Origin of the sequence: Paenibacillus sp. PSB04 (assembly GCF_025809195.1) — a bacterium.
Taxonomy (GTDB): domain Bacteria; phylum Bacillota; class Bacilli; order Paenibacillales; family Paenibacillaceae; genus Paenibacillus_AQ; species Paenibacillus_AQ favisporus.
Window position 1 is genome coordinate 4,789,571 of record NZ_CP081301.1, and the last position, 22,136, is coordinate 4,811,706.

The window sequence follows — 22,136 nt, forward strand, 5'->3', positions numbered from 1 at the left end:
CGGATTTTCTTATAACTGCTGAATGTACTAATAAGGCGACCAGGGGTTGGTTGCCTTTTTTTTATTATGGAATGAAGATCTAGATTTAAATCAAGCATTGAAATTAATTAAAGGCTAAGGGAGATGTTTGAGAAAGCAAACAAGGAGCCACCAAGGGAGAGGAGAGGACACGCTGATTAAAGTGGATTTGTAAAACGACAAAAACATACACTCTTAATAGCCGCGTAGACGCGGCTTTTTTGTTTTAACTGATATATGTTCTTGAAAAATTATCAGGTTAATTATTTGTCGATCTCACGATCGTCGTTGATCAAGAAATGAGTGTGTTAAGAACCCAAGTCACCGAGATGATCGAACAAGAACTCATGGAGAGGCTCCGTTAATTTCGAGCTGCTTATGCTGCTGATTTTTAAGGAAATAAAAAAACACCTCATCAGCATATTGGAACAAGCAAACGCCATATATTCTGCGTATAATCCGATTCATTGGCCTCTAAGAAGGAGGGATATATTTGCCAGACGTATTTGTAGAACGGTCATTAGACGAAATTCGATTCTGGTCACGTATCATGAAGGAACATTCGTTTTTCCTTCGATTAGGTTTTAGAAGTGAAGATACACAACTAATTAACGAAGCTAACCAATTCCAAGCCATTTTTGAAGATATCGAAAGAAGAGCGTATTCATTTTCTGTAAACACAGATCCTCAAACCATTAGGGAATTCAACGTAGAGGTACACAATGCAGCGGCTCATATTTGGGCTTTTAAAAGAAAGGTATTGGGGCTAATCCTGCAGTGCAAGTTGCCAGGACAGAATAATTTTCCTTTACTTGTTGATCATATTAGCCGGGAAGCCAACTATTTTAGAAACCGACTGGAAGAACTGAATTCCGGAAGGCTTGAGCCTTTACATGATGCCATTATTGATGAGAATGTTTTCTTCCTCAAAATCATGGCTGATCACGCTAAATTTATAGGACACCTTCTAGATCCTTCGGAAAGAAAGCTTGTTGAACAAGCTAGAGAGTTCAGCCATGAATTTGATACCCTTATGTACCAAGCGATCGATTTAAGTTCAATGCGGCCCCAATCCCAGACGATTCCATTATTGAGTCAGTTTGTTGATGAGAACCGGGTCTCCGTTAAGTCATTACGGGATTTTAAGAAGACAGCCCGAGATTTAATCGAGGAATGCCGTATAAAAAGTATCATTCATCCCCTGCTGGCAGATCATGTATTTCGGGAAGCTGAGAGGTTTTTGTTTATTCTGGATATGTTTGAACGGTCGCTATCCGGTGAGAAGGTAAACAAAAGGGAAATATTGTTCTAACTCTATTTTTGATGGCAGCCCTATCGTAAAACAAATCCTTTCATAATATAATCTAAATGGATTTGTTGCTTAGGCGGATCATGAAGCAAAATGTTATAGATAAACACTCGAAAAAGGTCACCGTAATGGTGGCTTTTTTTTCTGACTGTATAATGAAAAGATCATAGTCATCTTATGTTTTCAAAGCGGATTTATGGTTTGAACTTACTATGAAATTATTGCAAGACGACAAGAACATGTATGATTAGCTGTAATTGATATTGTTATCAATTAAAAAGCAAGATGCCATAACCAACTCCATAATATACCAAAAAATCACCGGCACTTATGCCGGTGATTTTTTGTTGATACACTTCATTTATTGATTTTTGCCTGGTGTCAAGAGGAGTATACGAAAGTAAAAATCAGTATATAGAACCGCGGGGAGCTTCTTTCTATACTAGGATTATGAAAGCCAGCAGTGCAATTTGCAGCGAAAACTAAAACGAAATATACCGGAGGGGTAAAATGTGAAGAGCAAAAAGGCACTTGCTATCGTCTCCTTGACGCTTGCATTGGCGATGTCAGGCTGCAGCAGCAAAACGTCGTCTGAGACAAACCATTCATCTGGAAATGCCAAGGAACCGATCGAAGCGACAGGCACAGGAAACGGCAATGATATGATAGAGGTTTCAACGGTTTCGCCAAGCGATCCTTACTTGAAATTTGACGAAGGTGAAAGCTTCGACAAAAACTCAGTTTATGATGCTTATGAAAAAGATATCGGTGTCAAAATTACAAACAAATGGGTTGCGGATATAAGCCAATTTAAAGAGAGGGTAAAAATAGCCATCGCATCCAACGATCTTCCGGATTTCTTGCCTGTAAACGCTACACAGCTTAAAGAGCTTACGGAAGCGGATATGATCATGGATTTGACCGAAATTTATGATCAGTATGCTACGGAAGAAACGAAAAAGTTTCTGACCATGGACGGCGGCATGCAAATGAAAACAGCGATGATCGACGGGAAAATGATGGGGATTCCGAGCTCATACAACCCATTCAACTATCAATTTTTGTTCGTTCGTACGGACTGGCTGAAGGAGCTGGGCCTGCCTGAACCTAAAACAATGGATGATTTCTTGAAAATTGCCGAAGCGTTCAAAGCGAAGAACCCTGGCGGCACCAAGGAAGCTTTCGGTATTGCGGTCAGCAAGAGCCCATTTAGTTTAGAGACAGGCGTTACCGGTCTGAGAGCTTTCTTGAACGGCTATCATGCTTATGAAAACATTTGGATGGAAGACGGAAACGGCGGTTTGATGAACAGTGATATTCAGCCCGAGATGAAGAAGGCGCTTGCAGCGCTGCAAGACATGTTCAAAAAAGGGTTGATCGATCCTGAGTTTTCGGTCAAAGATACGGAAAAAGCTGCTGAGCTCATCTACGACGGCAGCATCGGTATGGTATTTGGCGCTTCCTGGACACCGGCGCAGCTTGCGAAAGGGGCTGTGAAAGACGGCAAGGTTGTTCAAGAATGGGGTGTGTTCCCGATTCCTTCAATTGATAACAAGCCTACATTAAATCAAATTGGTCTTGGCGTTGATGAATACTATGTTATCTCTAAACAAGCCAAGCATCCGGAAGGCGTGATCCGTTTGTTAAACCAATGGATCGTCGCTGACAATCATCCGACAGAAGAGCAGAAAGTATATGGGTATGGTAAAGACCGAGTTGAAAAAGGCAACAACTACTGGCTGCTTAATCCGCTTCGAGTCGGCAAACAATTTGACAATAACGGCGAAATCCTGCCCAAAGCCATTGAAAACAAAGACGAAAGCATCCTTGAGACAGCAGACCAAAAAACGCGTTATGCACGCGCCATGCAGTACGTTGAAGGCGATACAAACATGTGGTGGGAATATTTAATCTCGGGTCCTCATGGAGCCTTTTCTCATGTGCCAGAAATTCAAAAGAACAAGCAATACCTCCAAAACAAATTCTACGGGGCGCCTACTCCGACGATGGCAGACCGTCAAGAAATTTTAACGAAAAAACGTGATGAAATATTCATCAAAATCATAATGAACCAAGTATCCGTAGACGAGTTTGATAAATTCGTTGCAGAGTGGAAGAAGCTTGGCGGTGATGAGATCACGAAAGAAGTTAACGAGTGGTATAAATCGCTTAAATAGATCTGCAGCGCTGGGAGGGATTGAATCGATGCAATCCCTCCTTTTTTCAAGAACAATCAGGTTCTTGAGTAGGGAATGCACAGCATGAAAAGTGAATCAGCGAGGTGAGGATATGAAAAGTCTGACGCGCGTGTGGAAGAAGGAATGGCCGCTTCATTTGATGCTGCTGCCGGGGTTGGCTTTTATTATTATTTTTAGTTACATTCCGATGACCGGAATCATGATGGCTTTTCAAAAGTATGTGCCGAATAAAGGGTTGTTCGGCTCCCCGTTTATCGGGTGGAGGAGCTTCCAATTGTTAATGGATTATCCGGATATCGGCCGTATTTTTTTTAACACGGTATATATTGCTGTCATGAAAATCGTTGCCGGTTTGTTCGTGCCGATCGCCATTGCCATTTTGCTTAATGAATTGCGTAGAGAGTGGATGAAAAGAACGTTCCAAACCCTGGTCTATCTGCCCCATTTTTTATCCTGGGTGCTGCTGAGCGGTATTTTGGTCGATATTTTGTCACCTTCCTCCGGCATATTTAATCAGGTGCTTGGATGGTTAGGCATGAAGCCGATCTTCTTTCTTGGCGATAATAACTGGTTCCCCTACGTCATGGTCGTCTCCGATGTATGGAAGGAATTTGGATTTGGCACCATTGTATATTTGGCAGCGCTGACCGGAATTAACCCTACGCTGTATGAAGCCGCTGAAATGGATGGCGCGGGACGCTGGAAACAAACGCTTCACGTGACGCTGCCGGGCATGATGCCGATCATCGTTCTGATGCTTACACTTAATATAGGGAATGTGCTGAACGCCGGATTTGATCAAATATTTAACTTGTACAGCGCGCCGGTTTATGAAAGTGCTGATATCATTGATACTTTCGTCTACCGCATGGGGATCCAGCAAGCCCAGTTCGGATTTGCCACAGCTGTCGGCTTATTGAAATCAGTCGTATCTTTTATTTTCATTTCCGTATCCTACGTACTCGCATACCGACTAGCGAATTACCGCATTTTCTAAGAGAGTGGAAAATTCGGTGATTCAGAAAGGAGACAGACCGTGGTCATGAAACCGTCATTCGGAAGAAGGGCTTTTCTAGTTAGCAATCTACTCTTTCTTGTGCTTGTATCTCTTTTATGCTTAATGCCGATTATTCATATTTTGGCGATCTCCTTTAGCTCGGGTTCGGCGGCAGCAGCCGGCAAGGTTGCGCTGTGGCCTGTAGAATTTACAACGGCAGCTTATGATAATGTGTTCGGTAAGCCTGAATATTTAAGAGCCTTTGGCGTTTCTATAGAGCGGGTTGTAGCAGGGACGGCATTAAGCATGCTGTTAACGATTGTTACAGCTTATCCTTTATCCAAGGACCGCAATGCGTTTCGTCTAAGAACCGTTTATGCCTGGATCTTTGTGTTTACAATTTTGTTCAACGGCGGGCTTATTCCTACTTATTTGACCATTAAAAGCTTGGGACTTATTGATTCTCTCGGGGCGCTGGTGTTACCTGCGGCGATCAATGTGTTCAACGTCATCCTGCTATTGAACTTTTACCGCAACTTGCCCAAGGAGCTTGAGGATGCTTCGCGGATTGACGGAGCCGGGCATTTTGCAACACTTTGGAAAATCTATGTTCCGCTATCGTTGCCTGCACTGGCGACTACGGGGCTTTTCACGATGGTAGGGCATTGGAATAGCTGGTTTGATGGCATGCTCTATATGAATCATCCGGAAAATTATCCGCTGCAAACCTTTTTGCAAACCGTTATTATTAAGATGGATTTTCGATTTATTAAATCAGAAAATGTGGAACTCATGCTCAAGCTGTCAGACCGTACAAGCAGGGCAGCACAAATCTTCGTTGCGGCTTTCCCGATTCTTATTGTCTATCCATTCTTGCAGCGGTTTTTCATTAAAGGCATTGTAATGGGAAGTGTAAAAGAATAGGCAGGAAGGTCGTAGATCTCGGGCACAGGAGAACAAACGATGAAAAGTATATTCTTTTTACAGGATTCCTCCATATTCAAAAAAATAATGGCCGCCTTTTTGGCGGCCTTGCTGCCGCTTATGGCTATTACCTGGATGATGAATGAGCAAGGGGCCGATCATATCCGCAGTGAAATATCCGATTCGATTTTGAATACGACACGGTTTTATCTAGACTCTCTGGATCAGGAAGCAGACCGGATCAGCCGATATTTACCCAACTACGTCATGGACAGGGATTTAATGGAAGTCGCTGCGACAGGTGAGCAGATGAACTACTATGAGCGGTCTTATAAAATATTGGATATTCAGCACCGCTTGGATTTAATGAAAAATTCCAGTCCGTTTATTCGCGAGTCGAAGGCGTACATTCCGCAGATCGAGCGCACAGTGCTGAGCAACAGCTATGAAACCAAGCTGAATGCGGAAGAATATGAAGCGATGCAGCCAGACAAGAAGCTGTATACGGGGCCTTTTATTTATTGGCAGGACCGGTTGTTTATTACGATGCAGTACCCTGCAGGCAAAAAAGACCCGCTCTATGTGGTAGGCGTAGAGCTCTCAACCGGCAAAATTAAAGAGACCTTAGCGCAAATCGGCAATAGCAGGGGAGGACAAACCGTATTGTTTAATCTGGAGCGCGATTGGGAAATCAATAGCGGCCCCGACCTTGAATTGCATGATCTGATGAAGCAGCTGGCTTTTGAGAAGCAGGCAGCGAACGTGGATGAAGGGTATGATACGATCCATTATAAAAACAAGCGATTTCTAACTGTATTCAAATATTCCAGTCTCTGGAATTGTTACATGGTAACGAGCATTCCGGAAGAGATGATTCTCGGTTCGCTGCAAGTATATAAAGCTTTATTTTGGTGGGCCTGCGTGCTTGCCGTTATTATTGTATTTTTCTTCACCTATTTTTTAATCCGGTTAATATACCGTCCATTGATCAAGCTGGTGCGTTCTTTCCGCCGCATGCAGCAAAACGAGCTGGAGCCGATCCTGATCGACCGCAGGAAGGATGAGTTCGGCTATTTATACCAGGCTTTTAACGATACGGTGAAATCTTTGAAAACACTGATTGAGGAAAATTATGAGCAGCAAATTCGCACGCAGCGTTCGGAGCTGAAAAGATTGCAATCGCAAATTAATCCTCATTTTTTATATAACTGCTTTTTCGTGCTTTGCCGTTTGATTAAATCTGATAGCCAGAAGGAAAAAGCCTACCAGTTTTGTTTATACATCGGGCAATATTTTCAGTTCATTACTCGCCATAATGATGACGACATCCTGCTGGAGATGGAGCTTGAGCATTCCCGCACTTATGTGGAGATGCAGTCGATCTGTTACGGGGATCGAATACAAGTACTGTTTGACGTCGAAGCCCAGCCGATTGAAGTGCCCCGATTGATTTTGCAGCCTATTATTGAGAATGCTTATAAGTACGCGCTCGGCAATATGCTGGGCACGGGTGAGCTATGGGTGCACAGCAAGCTGCGAAATGATGCTTTGTACATATATGTAGAAGATAACGGCGAGTTCATTACGGACGAAGAGATCGAAGCGCTAGGCAAGAAGCTGCGTTATTCAACAAACCAGATGGAGGAGACAACCGGCCTGTTTAATGTTCATCGCAGAATTCAGCTTCGTTATGGAGAAGAGTTTGGGATCACCGTATCACGCTCTGAGCTTGGCGGGCTTCAAGCTATTATTAAACTGAGCATGAGCTAAGGAGGAATCGCCATGTACAGGCTTCTAATCGTAGATGATCTGCCGATTATCGTAGATGGTCTTCTGGAGTTGTTCGAGAAGACGGATCATTTGGAGCTTGAAGTCATGAAAGCCTATTCAGGCGAGGAGGCATTGGAGGTACTATCTCATCACCGAATGGATATTGTGATTTCGGATATTGAGATGTCTGGCATAGAGGGTATTGAGCTGCTGCAGGAAATAAAATCGCAGTGGCCGAAGTGCAAAGTTATTTTATTGACAGGGTACAATGATTTTCACTATGCGAAGAGCGCCCTGACGTTTGGGGCTTTTGATTATTTGCTGAAAGTGGAAAGCGACGAGAAGATTATTCATACCGTTAAACGGGCGATAGAGGAAATTGAAGAGGAACAGGATCAGGCGCAAATGATCATGCGGGCCCAGTCCAAAATGAGAAAAGCGCTGCCCTCCTTGCAGAAGGAATATATTTGGGGCTTATTTCAAGGCAAGATGATGACAGAGCAGCAGCTTCGGGACGCTTTTGCGGAAATGGACATTCCGCTCGACGCATCGCTGCCGGTCTATTTGCTGATTGGCCGGATCGATGCCTGGAAGGAAATATTCACGGCGCCGGACAAGGCTTTGCTCGCTTACGCTCTTCAAAATATCGCCGATGAGTATTTATCCGCCCATTTGCGCTGCTTCTCCGTCGTATTTGACATGAACAAAATGGTATGGATCTTTCAGCCCAAAGCCAGTCCGGAGCTAACGGCGGATACCGGTACGATGGAATGGACCCGGGCATATCGCTATGTGAGCGGCAATTTGGAGGCAATCCAGGCTACCAGCAAAAAGCTGCTGAGACTCTCCGTATCTTTTCTCATTGGCAGCGAGGCCGTTCCATGGAATCGGCTGTCGGATCGTTTTCATGCGATGAAATACGGTCTTATGCAAGGCCGTGGCTTGTTCCATGAAATCATTATGACCGATCAAGATATTCAGAAGTCCGAAGAAAAAGAGAGGGCAAAAAGCTATCATGACGGCATGTTCCACGCTCGAGTACAGCTGCTGATGAGCTGTCTGGAAAATAATCACCGGGAGCAGTTCAATAAACTGTTTGTTGAATTGACAGACAGCTGGAAAGATCCGGATACTCCGGATGGTCGAAAGGTTGAGCTGTACCATTCACTATCTGCGGTATTTCTGGCGCATTTGCACAAAAATAAAGAGATGCGAGATTACATCAATACCCAGATGAATTTGGATTTGCTGTTCCGCCAGGAGAAAACCGCTTCATGGACGGAGCTCATTCCTTACTATTGGCAAATTGCGGACTGCTATTTTGAATGGAATGCGATCAGGGGAACAGAGCTGCCCGTAGAGGTCGTCAATAAAGTGCATCGCTATATAGAGGAGCATATTGCGGATGATATATCCCTTACCGCGCTTGGAGATTATGTCAGTTTGAATCCATCCTATTTATCAAGGCTTTACAAGCAGATCACGGGCATTGGACTGTCTACATACGTAAATGATTACCGCAATGTCATGGCAAAGGACATGCTGCTCAATACATCCATGAAGGTTAATGAAATTGCCGCCAAGCTCGGCTACAATTCAGCGCTTGCTTTTATCCGCTTCTTTAAGAAGCAAAATGATATGACACCTCAGGATTTTCGTACGGCCCGTGCCGAAACGATGCAGCAAGGTCAATAAATGTATATGGGATGTAATCAATGATCTCTTTTGATGCGCGGGGTCACCCCTTACAATGAAATCATGATCGATGCCATTGTATATAGGCAAGGGGGAAGAACATTGAAAGCATTAACGGCTGTACTATTAGGCGCAGGCAGCAGAGGAAGATACATCTATGGACCATATGCGGAAAAATTCCCGAATGAGCTGAAGTTTGTTGCAGTTGCCGAGCCGGATGATGAACGCAGACAACATTTTGCCGAGATTCATCAAATCGCTGAAGAGCATGTTTATCATTCCTGGGAAAAAGCATTTGAGCAGGGAAAAATAGCCGACGTGATGATCATCTGCACGCTTGATCGGATGCATTATATACCGGCATTGAAAGCGCTGGAGCTTGGCTACCATGTCTTGCTTGAGAAGCCGATGTCACCGAATGTGCGGGAATGCATCGAACTGGAGCAAGCTTCCCTTAAGCATAAGCGTTTGCTGGCAGTCACGCATGTGCTTCGTTATTCCCCGTTCTGGTCGGGCATCAAGAAATGCGTCGAGGATGGGGAGCTGGGGGCAATCGGCACCATTCAGCTGACAGAGAACGTAGGCTATCACCATATGGTTCATAGCTACGTACGCGGCAATTGGCGCAATTCCGAGGAAACAAGCCCGATGATTCTGGCCAAATCCTGCCATGACTTGGACCTCATCTCCTGGCTGATGGATGAGCCGTGCACAGCGGTCAGCTCCTTTGGCTCATTGCTTCATTTTAAAGCCGAGAACGCGCCGGAGGGGGCAGCCGACCGCTGCATCGATGGCTGCGAAGCAGAGAGGGAATGTGCCTTTTCAGCGATTAAAATGTATTTGGAGCAGCCTGCCGATCATTGGGCGCGCTATATGACGCACGATTTATCACAAGAAGGCATTATCCGGGCCCTTAAAGAAGGACCGTTCGGCCGCTGCGTCTATCGCTGCGATAACAATGTTGTCGACCATCAGGTCGTCAATATGGAATTTGCCAGTGGTGCCAACGCTAGCTTTATTATGTCGGGATTAACCAAGAGCGCTACTCGCCGTGTGCAGATTATGGGCACGCAGGGTGAGATCATTGGCGATATGGATAAGGGCTCATTTACACTGTACCGCTATACGACGGGAGAAGAGATTGAAATTAAATGCAGCGTTCAGGGAGACGGTCACGGCGGAGGGGATCAGCGCATGGTGAGCTCCTTCCTCCAAAATGTACATAAGTTTGATCGCAACATGACCCAAGGCCTTACATCGGCTACAGCTTCCCTGCAAAGCCATTTGATGGCCTTCGCTTCCGAACGATCTCGTCTGCAGCAGGGCAGAAGCATCAAGCTGACAGAGATGTATCAGAAGGAAGAAGCGGGCGTTTGATTGTTGAAATCTGTGAGACGATGTGGGAAAGCCTAATATTCAACAGAATCACTCGTTGCGAAGTAATCATGGCGGATATCCGCGGCGTCCGGGCTTGGGAACTGTGTGCCCCGGATGCTGCGTAAGTTCGCGAGTAAAGAAGGAAGTGGGAACGAGAATTTTGTTTTTTTGAAAGCGGTTACAATATAAGACATGTGCCGAAATCCGTGAAAGGGGGGATCCATTCGTTTGACGAGATAATATAAGGCTTTTCCATCAAACCAAACCATGCATGGAGGGACCAATGAAGAAAACAAAAATGAGAGCATTTTCTGTACTGCTAGCCGCTGCTGTCATGCTGACGCCTGCCGTTCAACCGACAGCCGCGCTCGCGAAGCCCGAAACTCAGGACATCATGAATGTTTCCGCTGTTGGGCCAAATGATCTGCCGCCTCAACTGCAAGAAGAAAATGGCGATAAGCCCCCAAATGTCACCGATGCCGTTTACGGCCAGGATTCCGGTACGCCCACAAACGGGCCCCAGGAGGATGAAGCCGCCAGCCTGATGGCTGCATCCTCCACGTTCAGCGGAACCAATTTGGCTCTGAATAAACCGGTTTTCGCTTCCGGCAACGAAGTAGACTATTTGAATCCGGAGCTTGCCGTGGACGGGAAAGGAAACACCAGATGGTCTTCCGCAATAGAAGATGACCAGTGGTTTTACGTTGATCTTGGCGAACCGCAGGATATCGACCGCGTCGTCATTCGCTGGCAAACCCCTGCCGACACTTACAAAATCCTCGTGTCAGTTGACGGTGAGAACTGGGAGAACGTCAGGGATAATGACGGCATTATTCAATGCAAAGGTGGCGTCGAAAGTATCGACTTCTCTGTGCGAGAGGCAAGGTACGTAAAATTCCAGGGTGTCAAACGGGCGCCTGTCGAAGGTACGCTGTACGGATACTCTTTTTATGAGTTCGAAGTGTACCAATTACATGATTTGCAAACGATTATCGACAATGTCTCTGCGGCATTGAAAGTCCAGCCTGGACAAACGAAACTCGATTGGTCGGATGTGGACGTGCCCGAGGGTTATCAAGTCAGCCTGTATGGAAGCGACCGCCAGCCTGTCATCGACCAGGACGGCCAAATCCGTACACCGCTGGTGGATGCCAAAGTCAATCTCATTGTACAAGTGGAAGATGAGAAAGACCCGAACCGGAAGCTGATTTCGGGGAATATTCCCGTTGTGGTGCCGGGACTGCATAAGCAAACTCCGGACCGGAACGCCGAACCGGACGTCATTCCGTCCCTGAAGGAATGGTACGGGGATACCGGCGAGTTTAGGTTGAAAAACTCTTCGCGCATCGTCGTGAATCCGCAAGACGAATCCGCTTTGCGGAATGCGGCCGAGCTGACCCGCCGGGATTTGCTGGATTTGACCGGGGATGATCTCAAGATCGTGGCCGGCAAACCGAAAGCCGGTGATTTGTACTTGTCCATCGATCCATCCCTGACAAGGCTCGGCGAAGAAGGCAACCGGTTCAAGGTCGGCGATTACGTTTCGATCGCTTCCGTGTCCGCCAAAGGAGCGTTTTACGGTACGAGAACCGCGCTGCAAATCATCAAGCAGCATCCGGACCGGACGATTCCGAGAGGCGAAGCCATGGATTATCCGAAATACGCCCAGCGCGGATTGATGATCGACGTCGCGCGCAAGTTTTATACGATCGATTTTCTCCGAAATTACGTGAAATTGTTGTCCTGGTACAAAATGAACACATTCCAAATCCATTTGAACGATGACGTCGGCACACCGTTTGCGGACGGCACAACGGCCGCCTTCCGTCTCGAAAGCACCACCTATCCAGGGCTGGCAAGTCCGAACGGCCATTATACGAAACAGGAATTTAAGGATCTGCAGCTGCTGGGCATGGAATACGGCATAAACATCATTCCGGAAATCGATACGCCGGGACATTCCCGAGCATTCACTTCCTACAATCCGGCGCTTGGAAATGACCGGGGGCTCGATATTACCAAACCGGAAACCGTTCAGTTCGTTAAATCTTTATGGGATGAATATGTGGACGGAAATGATCCGACGTTCATCGGTCCGGACGTCAACATCGGTACAGACGAATACGGCGGAAATACCGAAGTGTTCCGCGGTTATATGGATACGATGATCAAACATCTCAACAGCAAAGGCAAACATCCGCATTTGTGGGGCGAACTTACACAACATAACGGCACGACGCCGATCAGCACCGACGCTACCATGAACATATGGCATGAACCTTATGGTTCTCCGCAGCAGGCAGTGGATCTCGGCTATGACGTCATCAACACCCAAAACGTATTCCTGTACATCGTCCCTACTCTATACGGCGACTATTTGAATTCCCAATTCATCTACAATGAGTGGGAGCCAGTTAAGTGGGAATCTACGACACTTCCTTACGGCCATCCGCGCGTCAAAGGCGGTATGTTCTGCTTATGGAATGACGTGTCCGAAGCCAACGGCCTGTCGATGGACGATTCGCATGAACGTCTGCTTCCGGGAATTCAAGCAGTTTCGGAAAAAATGTGGACCGGAACGAGGGATGACCGATCCTACGAGAAATTCGAGCAGCGGGCGAAGGCAATCGCCGATGCGCCAAACGCCGACATGTCCCACAAAATCACCGTAAGTAACAATGATAACAAAGTCATTTCGTATCTTTTTGAGAACAAATTCAAGGACGAATCCGGAAACCTCTTTGACGGCAAGGGCGTGAACGTCAATATGACGGAAGGAAAATACGGCAATGGTGTTCGACTGAATGGCGGGAAGAGCTATATTCAAACGCCGATCGATGCCTTAGGTATCGGCTGGACGGTTTCGATGTGGATCAAACCTGACAAAAACAACCCCGATAACGCTGTATTGATGGAATCTCCGGCCGGATCGCTAAAATTGAAACAAGGCAGCAGCGGCAAGCTTGGTTTCACAAAGGAGCATTACGACAGTACGTTTAACTACTCGGTTCAGGAAGGCAAGTGGACGCATATTACGCTGAAGGGCGACAAAAAAGGCGTGACACTGTTCGTTAATTTGGACGAATACGTGGAAAGGCTGGAGGAACAATATCCGAAATTAAATACGCTTGTGCTGCCGACGCTGAGGATCGGAAGCGAAACGAATGCGTATCAGGGCGTATTGGATAACGTCATGATCTACAATAAACCGATCGAGCTGCTGAGCGGCGATAATTTGGCGCTCCATCAGGCCGCGGAGTCGTCCGAACTCGAATTCCCGTATTACTCTTCTGACAAGGCGGTTGACGGGGATATGTCTCCACTGTCCAGATGGTCGAGCGCTTACGTGGATGACGCGTGGTTTATCGTCGATCTGGGCAAGCCAAAAGACGTCGGCAAGGTCATCATCAAGTGGCAAGGAGCCTACGCCGAAAAATACCAGCTGCTCGTATCTACGGACAAAACGAATTGGACGAATGTGTCCGGCGATGACGGAGTGATCACCTCTAAGGGCAATCTTCTGGATATCATTACGTTCGATCCGCAGCAGGCGCGTTACGTCAAATTCCAGGGTGTGAAACGTGCCACCGTATTCGGAAACTCCTTCTTTGAATTCGAGGTGTACGGACCCTATCATAATCAGGAGTATAAGCAGCTGATTGCTCAAGTGGAAGATCTTCTGAAGAAAACGGACAACGGAACGCTGCGTAAACTGCTGCTGCAGGTGCTGAATCGTTATCCGTACGACGCGACGGCCGACCTGGGACCGCTGCGAGATTTGGTGAATGGCATGCAATCCAAATGATTTTATAGAGTTCTTTGTGAGGGATGAGACACCTTCTTCGACTAACTGTGCATCATCAGGGAAACGAAAAAACGACAACCGGCATAAAGGCTGTCGTTTTTTCAATTTGCCTATCGTGCTGCTATTGCGGTACCCGCTGCGGAGCGAGCCGTGCATTCCCGACGAACTCCTGCATGACCTCATTAAATTTGTCGCGTTCGTCGTAGAATGAGCCGTGGCCGCTGTACATGAACGGTACAAGCTGCGAATGGGGGATTAACCGCTGCATCTCCTCCGCCTGGCTGAATGGAATGACCTGGTCGTGAATGCCATGAACGATCAGCGTTGGAACCTGGATGTGTGACAGGTCGGCGGTTAAATCAAAGTCCCGCAGCATGACGATGATCGCGGCCGTCGACCACCCGGCAGCCTGCATGCCCATCTGAACAAACCAGTCCGCAAATGGCTTGCTGATGTACCGGAAGAAGAAAATGTCGGTCACGCCGCGCATCATGTTTGCCCGGTCGTTCAACGACTGCTTCAGCAGCTGCGCTGCCGTCTCTTTGGTGAAGCCGCGCGGCGCGGCCGCGTCGATCAGTACGAGTTTGGATACGCCGCCGCCATTGTACCGCACGACGTATTTGATCGCGATCGCTCCACCGGTCGAATGCCCGGCGAGCACGAAGTCTTTCAGTTGCAGCGCATCAACGACGGCGCGAATATCGTCCGCAAGCCGTTCTAAATGATATCCACCGTAGGGTCGGTCCGACTTGCCGAAGCCACGCCAGTCGATGCCGATGCAGCGGTAACCCATGCCCGGCAGCACGTTGAACTGATATTCGAACTGGTCATGATTAAGCGGCCAGCCATGAAGAAACACGATTGTTTTGCTTCCTGCGGGGTTGATGTCCTCCACATAGAGTTGTACCCCCGGCTCAACTGTCACATAGTATCCCACTGTCCATGCCTCCGTAAATCAAAATCCTTTCCCGATAGGATACGCGCCCAGCGCCCAAACGTGAATGCCCTGTCGCGGCATAGCTGCATGCCGGAAGCATGGCAGAACCGTGGGGTGAATTTTTCGTTCCACTAATGGCTGCATAGACCAATACCGAGAAGGGGCTGCCTTGCAGAAGGTTGCCTTTTTTTATGGGCAAAAAAAGAAGCCGCTGAGGGCTTCTTATTGTTTATGAAACGTATTCTTGATGAATTCCTGCTCCTCTTTCTCCGTAAGAACGCCTTTCGCTTTCCCGATCGACCCATTTTCGATCATCCAAAAAAAGTTGTGATCCTCATCGACGGTAGAAAAGTCGCCGGCCTCCCATTTCTTCGCGATATCGAGCATCCTTGCGTAATTAATCCAACTCGTCCCCTTGACTTGAATGATCTGTTCCAGCAGCTGCACCCGTTCCGGCGTCATTTCGATTGAGACCCACTTTTCCTTCGCCTTTACCTTTTGATGGGTCATATGGTGCATGATGTTGACGACGTCACTCTCTGCAACAACGATCTCGGGCTTTAAAGCGTCTTTCAGCAGTAGATCAACTTTGTCATTGTCATCTGTGCGAAGGTTCCCAAGGTCGGTTCGGGTTTGCCCAGGTTTCGGAGAAGGTGCAGGAGTTAGATTCTCGGCTTGTTTACGATCATCCGGGTCACTCACTAGAGCATCTATGAAGTGTTTGACAAAAAGGCCAGTTCCAACAACGACGGCAATGGCTGCCACGACAACAAACGTGATAACCCATCTCTTTTTAGTGGACATTTCAAGATTCTCCCGTTAAGTTTGTGTACTTCGTACATAAATACACTATAGATATCGGACTATATCCCGTCAATAGTCTGGGAACTTAGAAAAGAACCTGATGATGTAGCACTTAAAGCCAATGGAGAGTGCTGTAAGAAGGCAAATTTGTTTGATCAAGCAGGTCAGAATTGTGGGTGTCGTATCGGGCTTTCTAAACAGTATCATATTTTGACATGATTCATCGTTATGATTAACCCATCAAGAAAAACAAATGAATTGATCAAATCAAAAAAAGGAGCTGGGATGATGGCAACATTTACTCTTGAGGAGAAAGACAGCTTTATCGTTGTAGGGATTGGAACGGAACTGAAGAGCGAGTACACGGACTATGCGGGCATGAACAAGGAGAAGGAAAACTTCTGGCGGACCGTGGAGCAGGATGGAAGGCTTGATGCATTAAAGGCTGTCGCTGTGAACGACTACACCTTCGCCGTAAACGAACTGGTAAACGGTAAGAGGATGTATTATGTCGGCGTCATGACAGAAGCATTGTTATCGGAAGAACAGAGAGAGATCCAATTCCCTAATGGACCATACCTCGTCATCAAAGGCGAAGGGAAGACGACAGAGGATTTAAGTCGTACGCTTACCGGCATTGCCTTTGGTCAAATTTTACCCGAAGCCGAATACTTCGCCTATGTCGGCGGGCCCAACGCAACGGTCGAGATGGGGCACCGTGACAACCTTGTATATGGGGAAATGTGGATCCCGGTTGTGAAGAAGTAAATAAAACAAAATAAAACCTTAGGAGGAATGGAAATGAATACAATTACCAGTAATGAAAAAATAACGAAGGTTGAATCCCGTCGGTTCGGAAAGACGGCCGCTTATTGGACTGTCACCATCATTCTCGCATTCTCTATTGCATTAAGCGGGATCGGGCAATTGATGCGATTGGGTGGCAATGTCGATTTAGTGACTCATATTGGTTTCCCGTTATATATTACTTACATTCTCGGGACTTGGAAATTGCTTGGAATCCTTGCGATCGTCATGCCAGGCTTCCCCCGTCTTAAGGAATGGGCTTATAGCGGTATCTTTTTTCTAATGACGGGCGCCACCTTATCTCATGTGTTCGCTCACGATTACGGGGTTGGTGGGTTCAATGTAATTCTTCCGCTTTTCTACGCCGCGCTTGGCATAGCCTCCTGGGCACTGCGTCCGAAAAGCCGCAGACTCTAATAAAGGCGTGACATGACGCAACCTCATTTGTGATCCGATAGACTTCCCCTGCCTAATATTAGGTAGGGGAGCCGCGGGGGAGGACAATTGGTTGCCCTCTAAACAGTATCATGTTTTGACATGGTTTATGGTTATGATAAGCCTATCAAGTAATTAAACCAATGAATTGATCCATTCAAAAAAAGGAGCTGGAATGATGGCAACGTATACCTTTGAGGAAAAAGACAGCTTTAGCGTTCTTGGTATTGGAACGGAGCTGAAGAGCGACTACACGGATTATGCCGGCATGAACAAGGAGAAGGAGAACTTTTGGCGGTCCGTGGAACAGGATGGAAGACTTGAAACGTTAAAGGCTATTGCTGCGAACGACTATATTTTTGCGGTAAACGAAGCGGTAAATCACAAGATGATGTATTATGCTGGAGTCATGACAGATTCCTCGATCCCGGAAGAACACAGAGTGATCCAATTCCCTAAGGGACAATACCTCGTCGTTAAAGGCGAAGGGAAGTCGGCTGATGAGTTGAGTAATACGCTTACTGGGATTGCCTTTGGTCAAGTCTTGCCAGCAGCCGAACATTACGCTTATGTTGGCGGACCCAATGCAACGGTTGAGATGGGACAGCGAGACGGCTTTGTATATGGGGAAATGTGGATTCCGGTTGTCGAGAAGTAAACGAGATTAGCAAGAAGCATGAGGAGCTTATTTATACGCTAAAAAACCCCACTTCTATGAAAAGAAGCGGGGTTAGTTTATTTTTCACTTCACTATATAGATGTCGAGTAATCTGTGCCGCAATTCAGTTATCGCCAGCTTCTTTACCGGACTTGCCGGCGGCCAATTCGTCCGTTGACTTATCCTCCGAAATGGAACCACCCTCCGTGGAGGAGGATGAAACATCCTGCGTTGCCTCTTCATCCTTGACCGGCTTCAGCGTCAGCTGGACGGAACGCTTACCATTCTTGTCCGTGACCAGCTGTTCGCTGACGTATCCTTCCCCTTGGACAGTAACCGAGCATTTCAGCAAGGTCAAAATATCCAGCGCATCGCGCAGCGATTCGCCTTTTAGGTCCGGCACCGTCATCTTATCGGTCTCCTCCGTGAGCAGATAGATACGCTGTCCTGGGCTCATCGGCGTTCCCGCTGCCGGGAACTGCCGGATGACCGAGGTCCCTTTGCCAATGGTCTCAAAATCGACACCGGCGTTCAGCAGCTTTTGTTTGGCGTCCTTCACCGCCAGCTTTGTCAGCGTAGGAGCCGCAGGACGTTCCACCGTCGTTTTGCCATCGGACGTTTTTTTGGTGTTCGACTTCGGCACACCCATGTAAGGCAGGGCCTGGGACACGATTTTCTTAAAGACCGGCGCCGCCACCTTGCCCCCGCCGACATCCGGATCATTCGGCTGGTCCACAATGACAATAAGGGCAATCTTCGGATCGTTCACTGGCGCGAAGCCGATAAAGGAGACGACGGATTTCGAATAATCCGGTTTTAAGTCCGGGCCGTATTTGACCGCGGTACCTGTTTTACCGGCAACGCGGTAACCTTCGATATATGCGTATTTTCCGGTACCGATCGCCCGGTCTGCCACAACCTGCTCCAGATAGCTGCTCGTTTCCTTGGCGGCTTCCGGGGAAATAACCTGCCGGACGACGTCGGTATTGGTAGAATTGATAACTTTACCATTATCCGGATCTGTGATTTCTTTTAAAATATGAGGTTTTAAAAGCTTTCCACCGTTTGCTACCGCGCTGATCGCAGCCAGCTGCTGGATCGGCGTCACGGACACGCCGTGTCCGTAGGAAGCGGTCGCCACTTCGACCGGACCCGGCAGATTGATCGCCATTGAAACTTCCCCTGGCAGTTCAATCCCGGTCCTCTGGCCGAAACCGAAATTCTTGATATATTTCAGCAGCCGGTCTTTCCCGAGCATTTCCGAGCCCAGCTTGACGAAGGCGACGTTACTTGAGCGTTTCACGCCCTCCAGGTACGTGATCGTTCCCCAACCTGAACGGACAATGTCATGGGGTTTCCAATCAGTCCCTTGGACCTTAACTTCCCCGGACAGGTAGAAAGCATTTGGATTAAACAGCTTCTCCTGCACTGCACCTGCCAGCGTCACGATTTTGAACGTGGAACCCGGCTCGTACGTAGCCCTGACGGCATAGTTGAAAAAGTTCTTCTGGTCCTTCGTGTTCCAATACGTATTCGGGTTGAACGTCGGCAGGTTCGCCATCCCGAGAATTTCCATTGTCTTTGGATCGGCCGCAATGACCGTCATGCTGATCGGCTTGTACTGCTCATACGTTTCTTTCATCGCGTCTTCGATATAATACTGGATCGTATCGTCGATCGTCAGCTTTACATTTTTACCATTAACAGCCGGCTTGTACACCATATTTGCTTGGGGAAGCTGGTCACCATGCCGGTCGCTCTCGTATTTCATTTCTCCGGGGGTACTTTTGAGGTAATCATCTAGACTTGCCTCAAGTCCGGCGACAGCCATACCGTCCCGGTCGGTATAACCCAAAATATGAGCCGCAAGTGTTCCCTTCGGATAATACCGCTTCTGCTCCTTAAGCAAGCCCAGCCCGGTCTCCATACCTTTTTTTTCTTTCTCAAGTTGGTCCATTAACTCTTTGTTGAAATCAGCGATCTGAGCCTTTTTCGTTTCGTTAATTTTCCATCCTTCATTCCTGACTTCACGGTTTTTATGGTATTTGCCTTCTTCGTCCTTGGCTGTTACAAGTGCCTTAAGCTCGCTTTCATCCTTGCCCAACAACTTGTGCAGTCCCTCGACAATCTCGTCCTCCAGCCCGTTCTCGTGGATCACAGCGGGATTGACGATGACCGTATAAGCTGGCACATCGGATGCAAGAACGTCGCCGTTCCGGTCCGTGATCATCCCGCGGGTTGCCGGAATCGGGACCTTTTTCGTCCATTGGAATACCGCCCGCTCGTGCCAGTCTTGTCCTTTGACAACCTGCAGCGTAAATACCCGAATCAACAGAACAACAAAGAGAAGGGTAATGAATCCTCCTATGAGCAGCGCGCGAAGCTTTATTCTTTTAATCATACTCAGCCCTCACAAGTTCTGTATCCACAATGTAAATGTTAAATTTCTCTCCGTGTTTCTTACGAATATCCTTTTGTGCCTTCCACGTCTGGCTTTTGAAGTTGCTTTCAGTACGGTTTAATTTCGTCATAATATCACCCCAGGACAATTTTAATAGAAAAATCCCTAATTGGCTATACTTGGAAATATTCATCAAAGGCGGATGGAGATACAAAGTAAAACTGGCTCCAGGCATGAAGGGATGTAATAGCGTGTATGTGTAAGAACATCAAGGTGTTGGGAATCCTTACTAAATACATGGAGGTCATAGTATACGGAACATTTTAATTCAACAAATAGAAGAATAGTCTAGTGCTCGCGTATGCGATTGAAACATTCATACTCGCTATAGCGTTGTTAAATGTGAGGTGATGATTCATGATCAAATGGGTGTTAATATTAGCAGCTGGATTGGTTTTGCTATCGGGATGCAGTGAGAAGTCGGGCGGATCTATCGACAATACGACCACTCCTTCCACTGCTCCTGCACTAGGGGAGACGACTTCACTGCCATCGAAGCCGAAAGCGTTCCCCGCTGTGTCTGACCCTTATGATGCTGACAAAGCAGCCGCGAATGGTGATATCGTGAACGTTCATGGGAAGATGTACAATTTAGAGAAGTGGAAGCTATTTCTGGGGAATCTCGACATGGGTGTGCCGAATCAGGTGCGCATTACACAGTACACGGATGAAGGCGACCCAATCTTCTATGAACTGGTCTATGATGGGGCCGAGGCAATTGTGTATACGTATGACAATTCGAGGGACGGGTTTGGCAGCGATGCAGGTCGTCCAAGCACGGTGTGCCGTGGTATTGAACTCGAGAAGAATAAAGAGTACGGGTCTCATTACAAGCTAACCGGGTGCGATAATGAAACTAGCGATACGTTCTGGTTCACGGATGTAGAGGAGGAAGCTGAGCAGGGCAGCCAATAAACACATAAAATACATTACGGACGGAGCCAGATTTAAGTTTAAAAATGGGAGGGGAAAGCATGAAAGATCAGCGTTCAACCTACAATATCCAAAGTGCTGTATTAGGTTTTCGAGAGGAAATCGAGCGGTTGAAAGTACAAGCAACGATGGGTTGGCAGAAAGAGTTGCGAGCCTTAAAATGGTATGGATTGCAAAATGGTATGAGTGTATTGGAAGTTGGCAGCGGACCTGGATATATAACTGAGCAATTACTTAATAACTTACCCGACAGTCATATTACCTCTCTCGAAATCGATAGTATTTTACTCGAACAAGCAAAAAAATTACTAAGTGACGTCCCACCTGAACGAATAAAATTTGTGGAATCGTCGGTTTATCATACGGATCTACCCAATGATTCTTTTGACTTTGTAGTAGCAAGATTAATTTTTCTCCACTTAAACAATCCACTTGAAGCGGCACAAGAGATTTATCGAGTACTAAAGCCTGGTGGGAAACTAGTAATCACTGATATTGACGATGGAATGTTTGGTACGGTAAACCCGGAAATCCCATCATTACATAATATACTAAAGAAAATCTCGGATTATATTGCACAGAAAGGTGGAAATCGATTCATAGGCAGAAGTCTACCACGTCTCTTATTAAAGAGTGGATTTATTGATATTGATATTGATTCAGTAATTCAACATAGCGATGTACATGGTATTGATGGGTTTAAACGACAAATGGATATGAACCGTTTTGTACATTTTTATAAAAATGGTGTAATAAATTCAGATGAATTTGAACAAATGAAACTGGCTTCTGAGGCCATTAATAATAATTCGCCTGATGCATATGTGATGATGAATTTTATTACTGCATGTGGTACAAAGCAGAATTATTAAAAAATGAATAGCAACCAATTGAGCTGAACGGGAACCGAATAGCTTAAGTGGATTTCGCCTGCAGATGATACTGGACATTTGGCTGGCCTCTCCAGCGATTATCAATCCGGGCAATTCTACCGGCAGTTGAATAAAG

16 protein-coding genes are annotated in these 22,136 nt (G+C 46.8%); 13 read left to right on the forward strand and 3 right to left on the reverse strand.

All coding sequences use genetic code 11. The annotated features are described in order from the left end of the window. Window positions 1–511 precede the first annotated feature (511 nt). The 8 genes from K2F33_RS22190 to K2F33_RS22225 all read left to right on the forward strand — a co-directional run bounded on the left by K2F33_RS22190 (window position 512) and on the right by K2F33_RS22225 (window position 14,093). Entirely contained in the window at window positions 512–1,330 is an 819-nt protein-coding gene (locus tag K2F33_RS22190) for a DUF2935 domain-containing protein (RefSeq protein WP_076164966.1), read from the forward strand. Between the two features lie 509 nt (window positions 1,331–1,839). Further along, complete coding sequence (locus K2F33_RS22195) at window positions 1,840–3,504, forward strand: extracellular solute-binding protein (RefSeq protein ID WP_263878622.1); 1,665 nt, start codon at window positions 1,840–1,842, stop codon at window positions 3,502–3,504. 112 nt (window positions 3,505–3,616) lie between these two features. Next, entirely contained in the window at window positions 3,617–4,522 is a 906-nt protein-coding gene (locus K2F33_RS22200) for an ABC transporter permease (protein ID WP_263878623.1), read from the forward strand. 45 nt (window positions 4,523–4,567) lie between these two features. Beyond that, window positions 4,568–5,446, forward strand: a complete 879-nt coding sequence (locus tag K2F33_RS22205; RefSeq protein ID WP_076164971.1) for a carbohydrate ABC transporter permease — start codon at window positions 4,568–4,570, stop codon at window positions 5,444–5,446. A 39-nt stretch (window positions 5,447–5,485) separates the two neighbouring features. Beyond that, window positions 5,486–7,216 (forward strand): sensor histidine kinase, encoded by a 1,731-nt coding sequence (locus K2F33_RS22210; RefSeq protein ID WP_263878624.1) that lies wholly within the window; start codon window positions 5,486–5,488, stop codon window positions 7,214–7,216. A gap of 12 nt (window positions 7,217–7,228) precedes the next feature. Then, on the forward strand, window positions 7,229–8,911 hold the full coding sequence (locus K2F33_RS22215) for a response regulator (protein WP_263878625.1): 1,683 nt from the start codon (window positions 7,229–7,231) through the stop codon (window positions 8,909–8,911). A gap of 102 nt (window positions 8,912–9,013) precedes the next feature. Beyond that, the gene (locus K2F33_RS22220) at window positions 9,014–10,288 is read left to right on the forward strand and encodes a Gfo/Idh/MocA family protein (protein ID WP_263878626.1); all 1,275 of its coding nucleotides are present in this window, start codon (window positions 9,014–9,016) and stop codon (window positions 10,286–10,288) included. A gap of 283 nt (window positions 10,289–10,571) precedes the next feature. Continuing rightward, the gene (locus tag K2F33_RS22225; protein ID WP_263878627.1) at window positions 10,572–14,093 is read left to right on the forward strand and encodes a discoidin domain-containing protein; all 3,522 of its coding nucleotides are present in this window, start codon (window positions 10,572–10,574) and stop codon (window positions 14,091–14,093) included. 121 nt (window positions 14,094–14,214) lie between these two features. On the opposite strand, the gene K2F33_RS22230 is transcribed toward K2F33_RS22225, so the two are convergent. Both K2F33_RS22230 and K2F33_RS22235 read right to left on the reverse strand, forming a co-directional pair. Continuing rightward, entirely contained in the window at window positions 14,215–15,030 is an 816-nt protein-coding gene (locus K2F33_RS22230; protein ID WP_145133022.1) for an alpha/beta fold hydrolase, read from the reverse strand. 222 nt (window positions 15,031–15,252) lie between these two features. After that, window positions 15,253–15,834: a DUF6241 domain-containing protein gene (locus tag K2F33_RS22235; protein WP_163875272.1), complete on the reverse strand. Its 582-nt coding sequence runs from the start codon at window positions 15,832–15,834 to the stop codon at window positions 15,253–15,255. Between the two features lie 288 nt (window positions 15,835–16,122). Between K2F33_RS22235 and K2F33_RS22240 the strand changes: the two genes are divergently transcribed. The 3 genes from K2F33_RS22240 (at window position 16,123) to K2F33_RS22250 (ending at window position 17,734) form a co-directional block, all read left to right on the forward strand. Continuing rightward, window positions 16,123–16,602, forward strand: coding sequence for a GyrI-like domain-containing protein (locus K2F33_RS22240; RefSeq protein ID WP_263882420.1), 480 nt, complete (start codon window positions 16,123–16,125; stop codon window positions 16,600–16,602). 33 nt (window positions 16,603–16,635) lie between these two features. Continuing rightward, window positions 16,636–17,058, forward strand: coding sequence for a DoxX family protein (locus K2F33_RS22245; protein WP_212968256.1), 423 nt, complete (start codon window positions 16,636–16,638; stop codon window positions 17,056–17,058). 196 nt (window positions 17,059–17,254) lie between these two features. Then, window positions 17,255–17,734: a GyrI-like domain-containing protein gene (locus K2F33_RS22250; RefSeq protein WP_145133029.1), complete on the forward strand. Its 480-nt coding sequence runs from the start codon at window positions 17,255–17,257 to the stop codon at window positions 17,732–17,734. Between the two features lie 124 nt (window positions 17,735–17,858). Here K2F33_RS22250 and K2F33_RS22255 read toward each other — a convergent pair whose 3' ends face one another. After that, entirely contained in the window at window positions 17,859–20,135 is a 2,277-nt protein-coding gene (locus K2F33_RS22255) for a penicillin-binding transpeptidase domain-containing protein (protein ID WP_263878628.1), read from the reverse strand. A 417-nt stretch (window positions 20,136–20,552) separates the two neighbouring features. Between K2F33_RS22255 and K2F33_RS22260 the strand changes: the two genes are divergently transcribed. Further along, window positions 20,553–21,110 carry a DUF4362 domain-containing protein gene (locus K2F33_RS22260; protein WP_145133033.1) on the forward strand — a complete coding sequence of 186 codons (558 nt, stop codon included), beginning with the start codon at window positions 20,553–20,555 and terminating at the stop codon, window positions 21,108–21,110. 59 nt (window positions 21,111–21,169) lie between these two features. Continuing rightward, window positions 21,170–22,000 (forward strand): class I SAM-dependent methyltransferase, encoded by an 831-nt coding sequence (locus K2F33_RS22265; protein ID WP_263878629.1) that lies wholly within the window; start codon window positions 21,170–21,172, stop codon window positions 21,998–22,000. Window positions 22,001–22,136 lie beyond the last annotated feature (136 nt).

Bases quoted from the DNA above. Each gene is read 5' to 3' on its own strand.
- K2F33_RS22260 (WP_145133033.1), top strand. From the start codon at position 20,553: ATGATCAAATGGGTGTTAATATTAGCAGCTGGATTGGTTTTGCTATCG.
- K2F33_RS22255 (WP_263878628.1), bottom strand. From the start codon at position 20,135: ATGATTAAAAGAATAAAGCTTCGCGCGCTGCTCATAGGAGGATTCATT.
- K2F33_RS22210 (WP_263878624.1), top strand. From the start codon at position 5,486: ATGAAAAGTATATTCTTTTTACAGGATTCCTCCATATTCAAAAAAATA.
- K2F33_RS22205 (WP_076164971.1), top strand. From the start codon at position 4,568: ATGAAACCGTCATTCGGAAGAAGGGCTTTTCTAGTTAGCAATCTACTC.
- K2F33_RS22225 (WP_263878627.1), top strand. From the start codon at position 10,572: ATGAAGAAAACAAAAATGAGAGCATTTTCTGTACTGCTAGCCGCTGCT.
- K2F33_RS22200 (WP_263878623.1), top strand. From the start codon at position 3,617: ATGAAAAGTCTGACGCGCGTGTGGAAGAAGGAATGGCCGCTTCATTTG.
- K2F33_RS22250 (WP_145133029.1), top strand. From the start codon at position 17,255: ATGGCAACGTATACCTTTGAGGAAAAAGACAGCTTTAGCGTTCTTGGT.
- K2F33_RS22215 (WP_263878625.1), top strand. From the start codon at position 7,229: ATGTACAGGCTTCTAATCGTAGATGATCTGCCGATTATCGTAGATGGT.
- K2F33_RS22265 (WP_263878629.1), top strand. From the start codon at position 21,170: ATGAAAGATCAGCGTTCAACCTACAATATCCAAAGTGCTGTATTAGGT.
- K2F33_RS22240 (WP_263882420.1), top strand. From the start codon at position 16,123: ATGGCAACATTTACTCTTGAGGAGAAAGACAGCTTTATCGTTGTAGGG.
- K2F33_RS22245 (WP_212968256.1), top strand. From the start codon at position 16,636: ATGAATACAATTACCAGTAATGAAAAAATAACGAAGGTTGAATCCCGT.
- K2F33_RS22235 (WP_163875272.1), bottom strand. From the start codon at position 15,834: ATGTCCACTAAAAAGAGATGGGTTATCACGTTTGTTGTCGTGGCAGCC.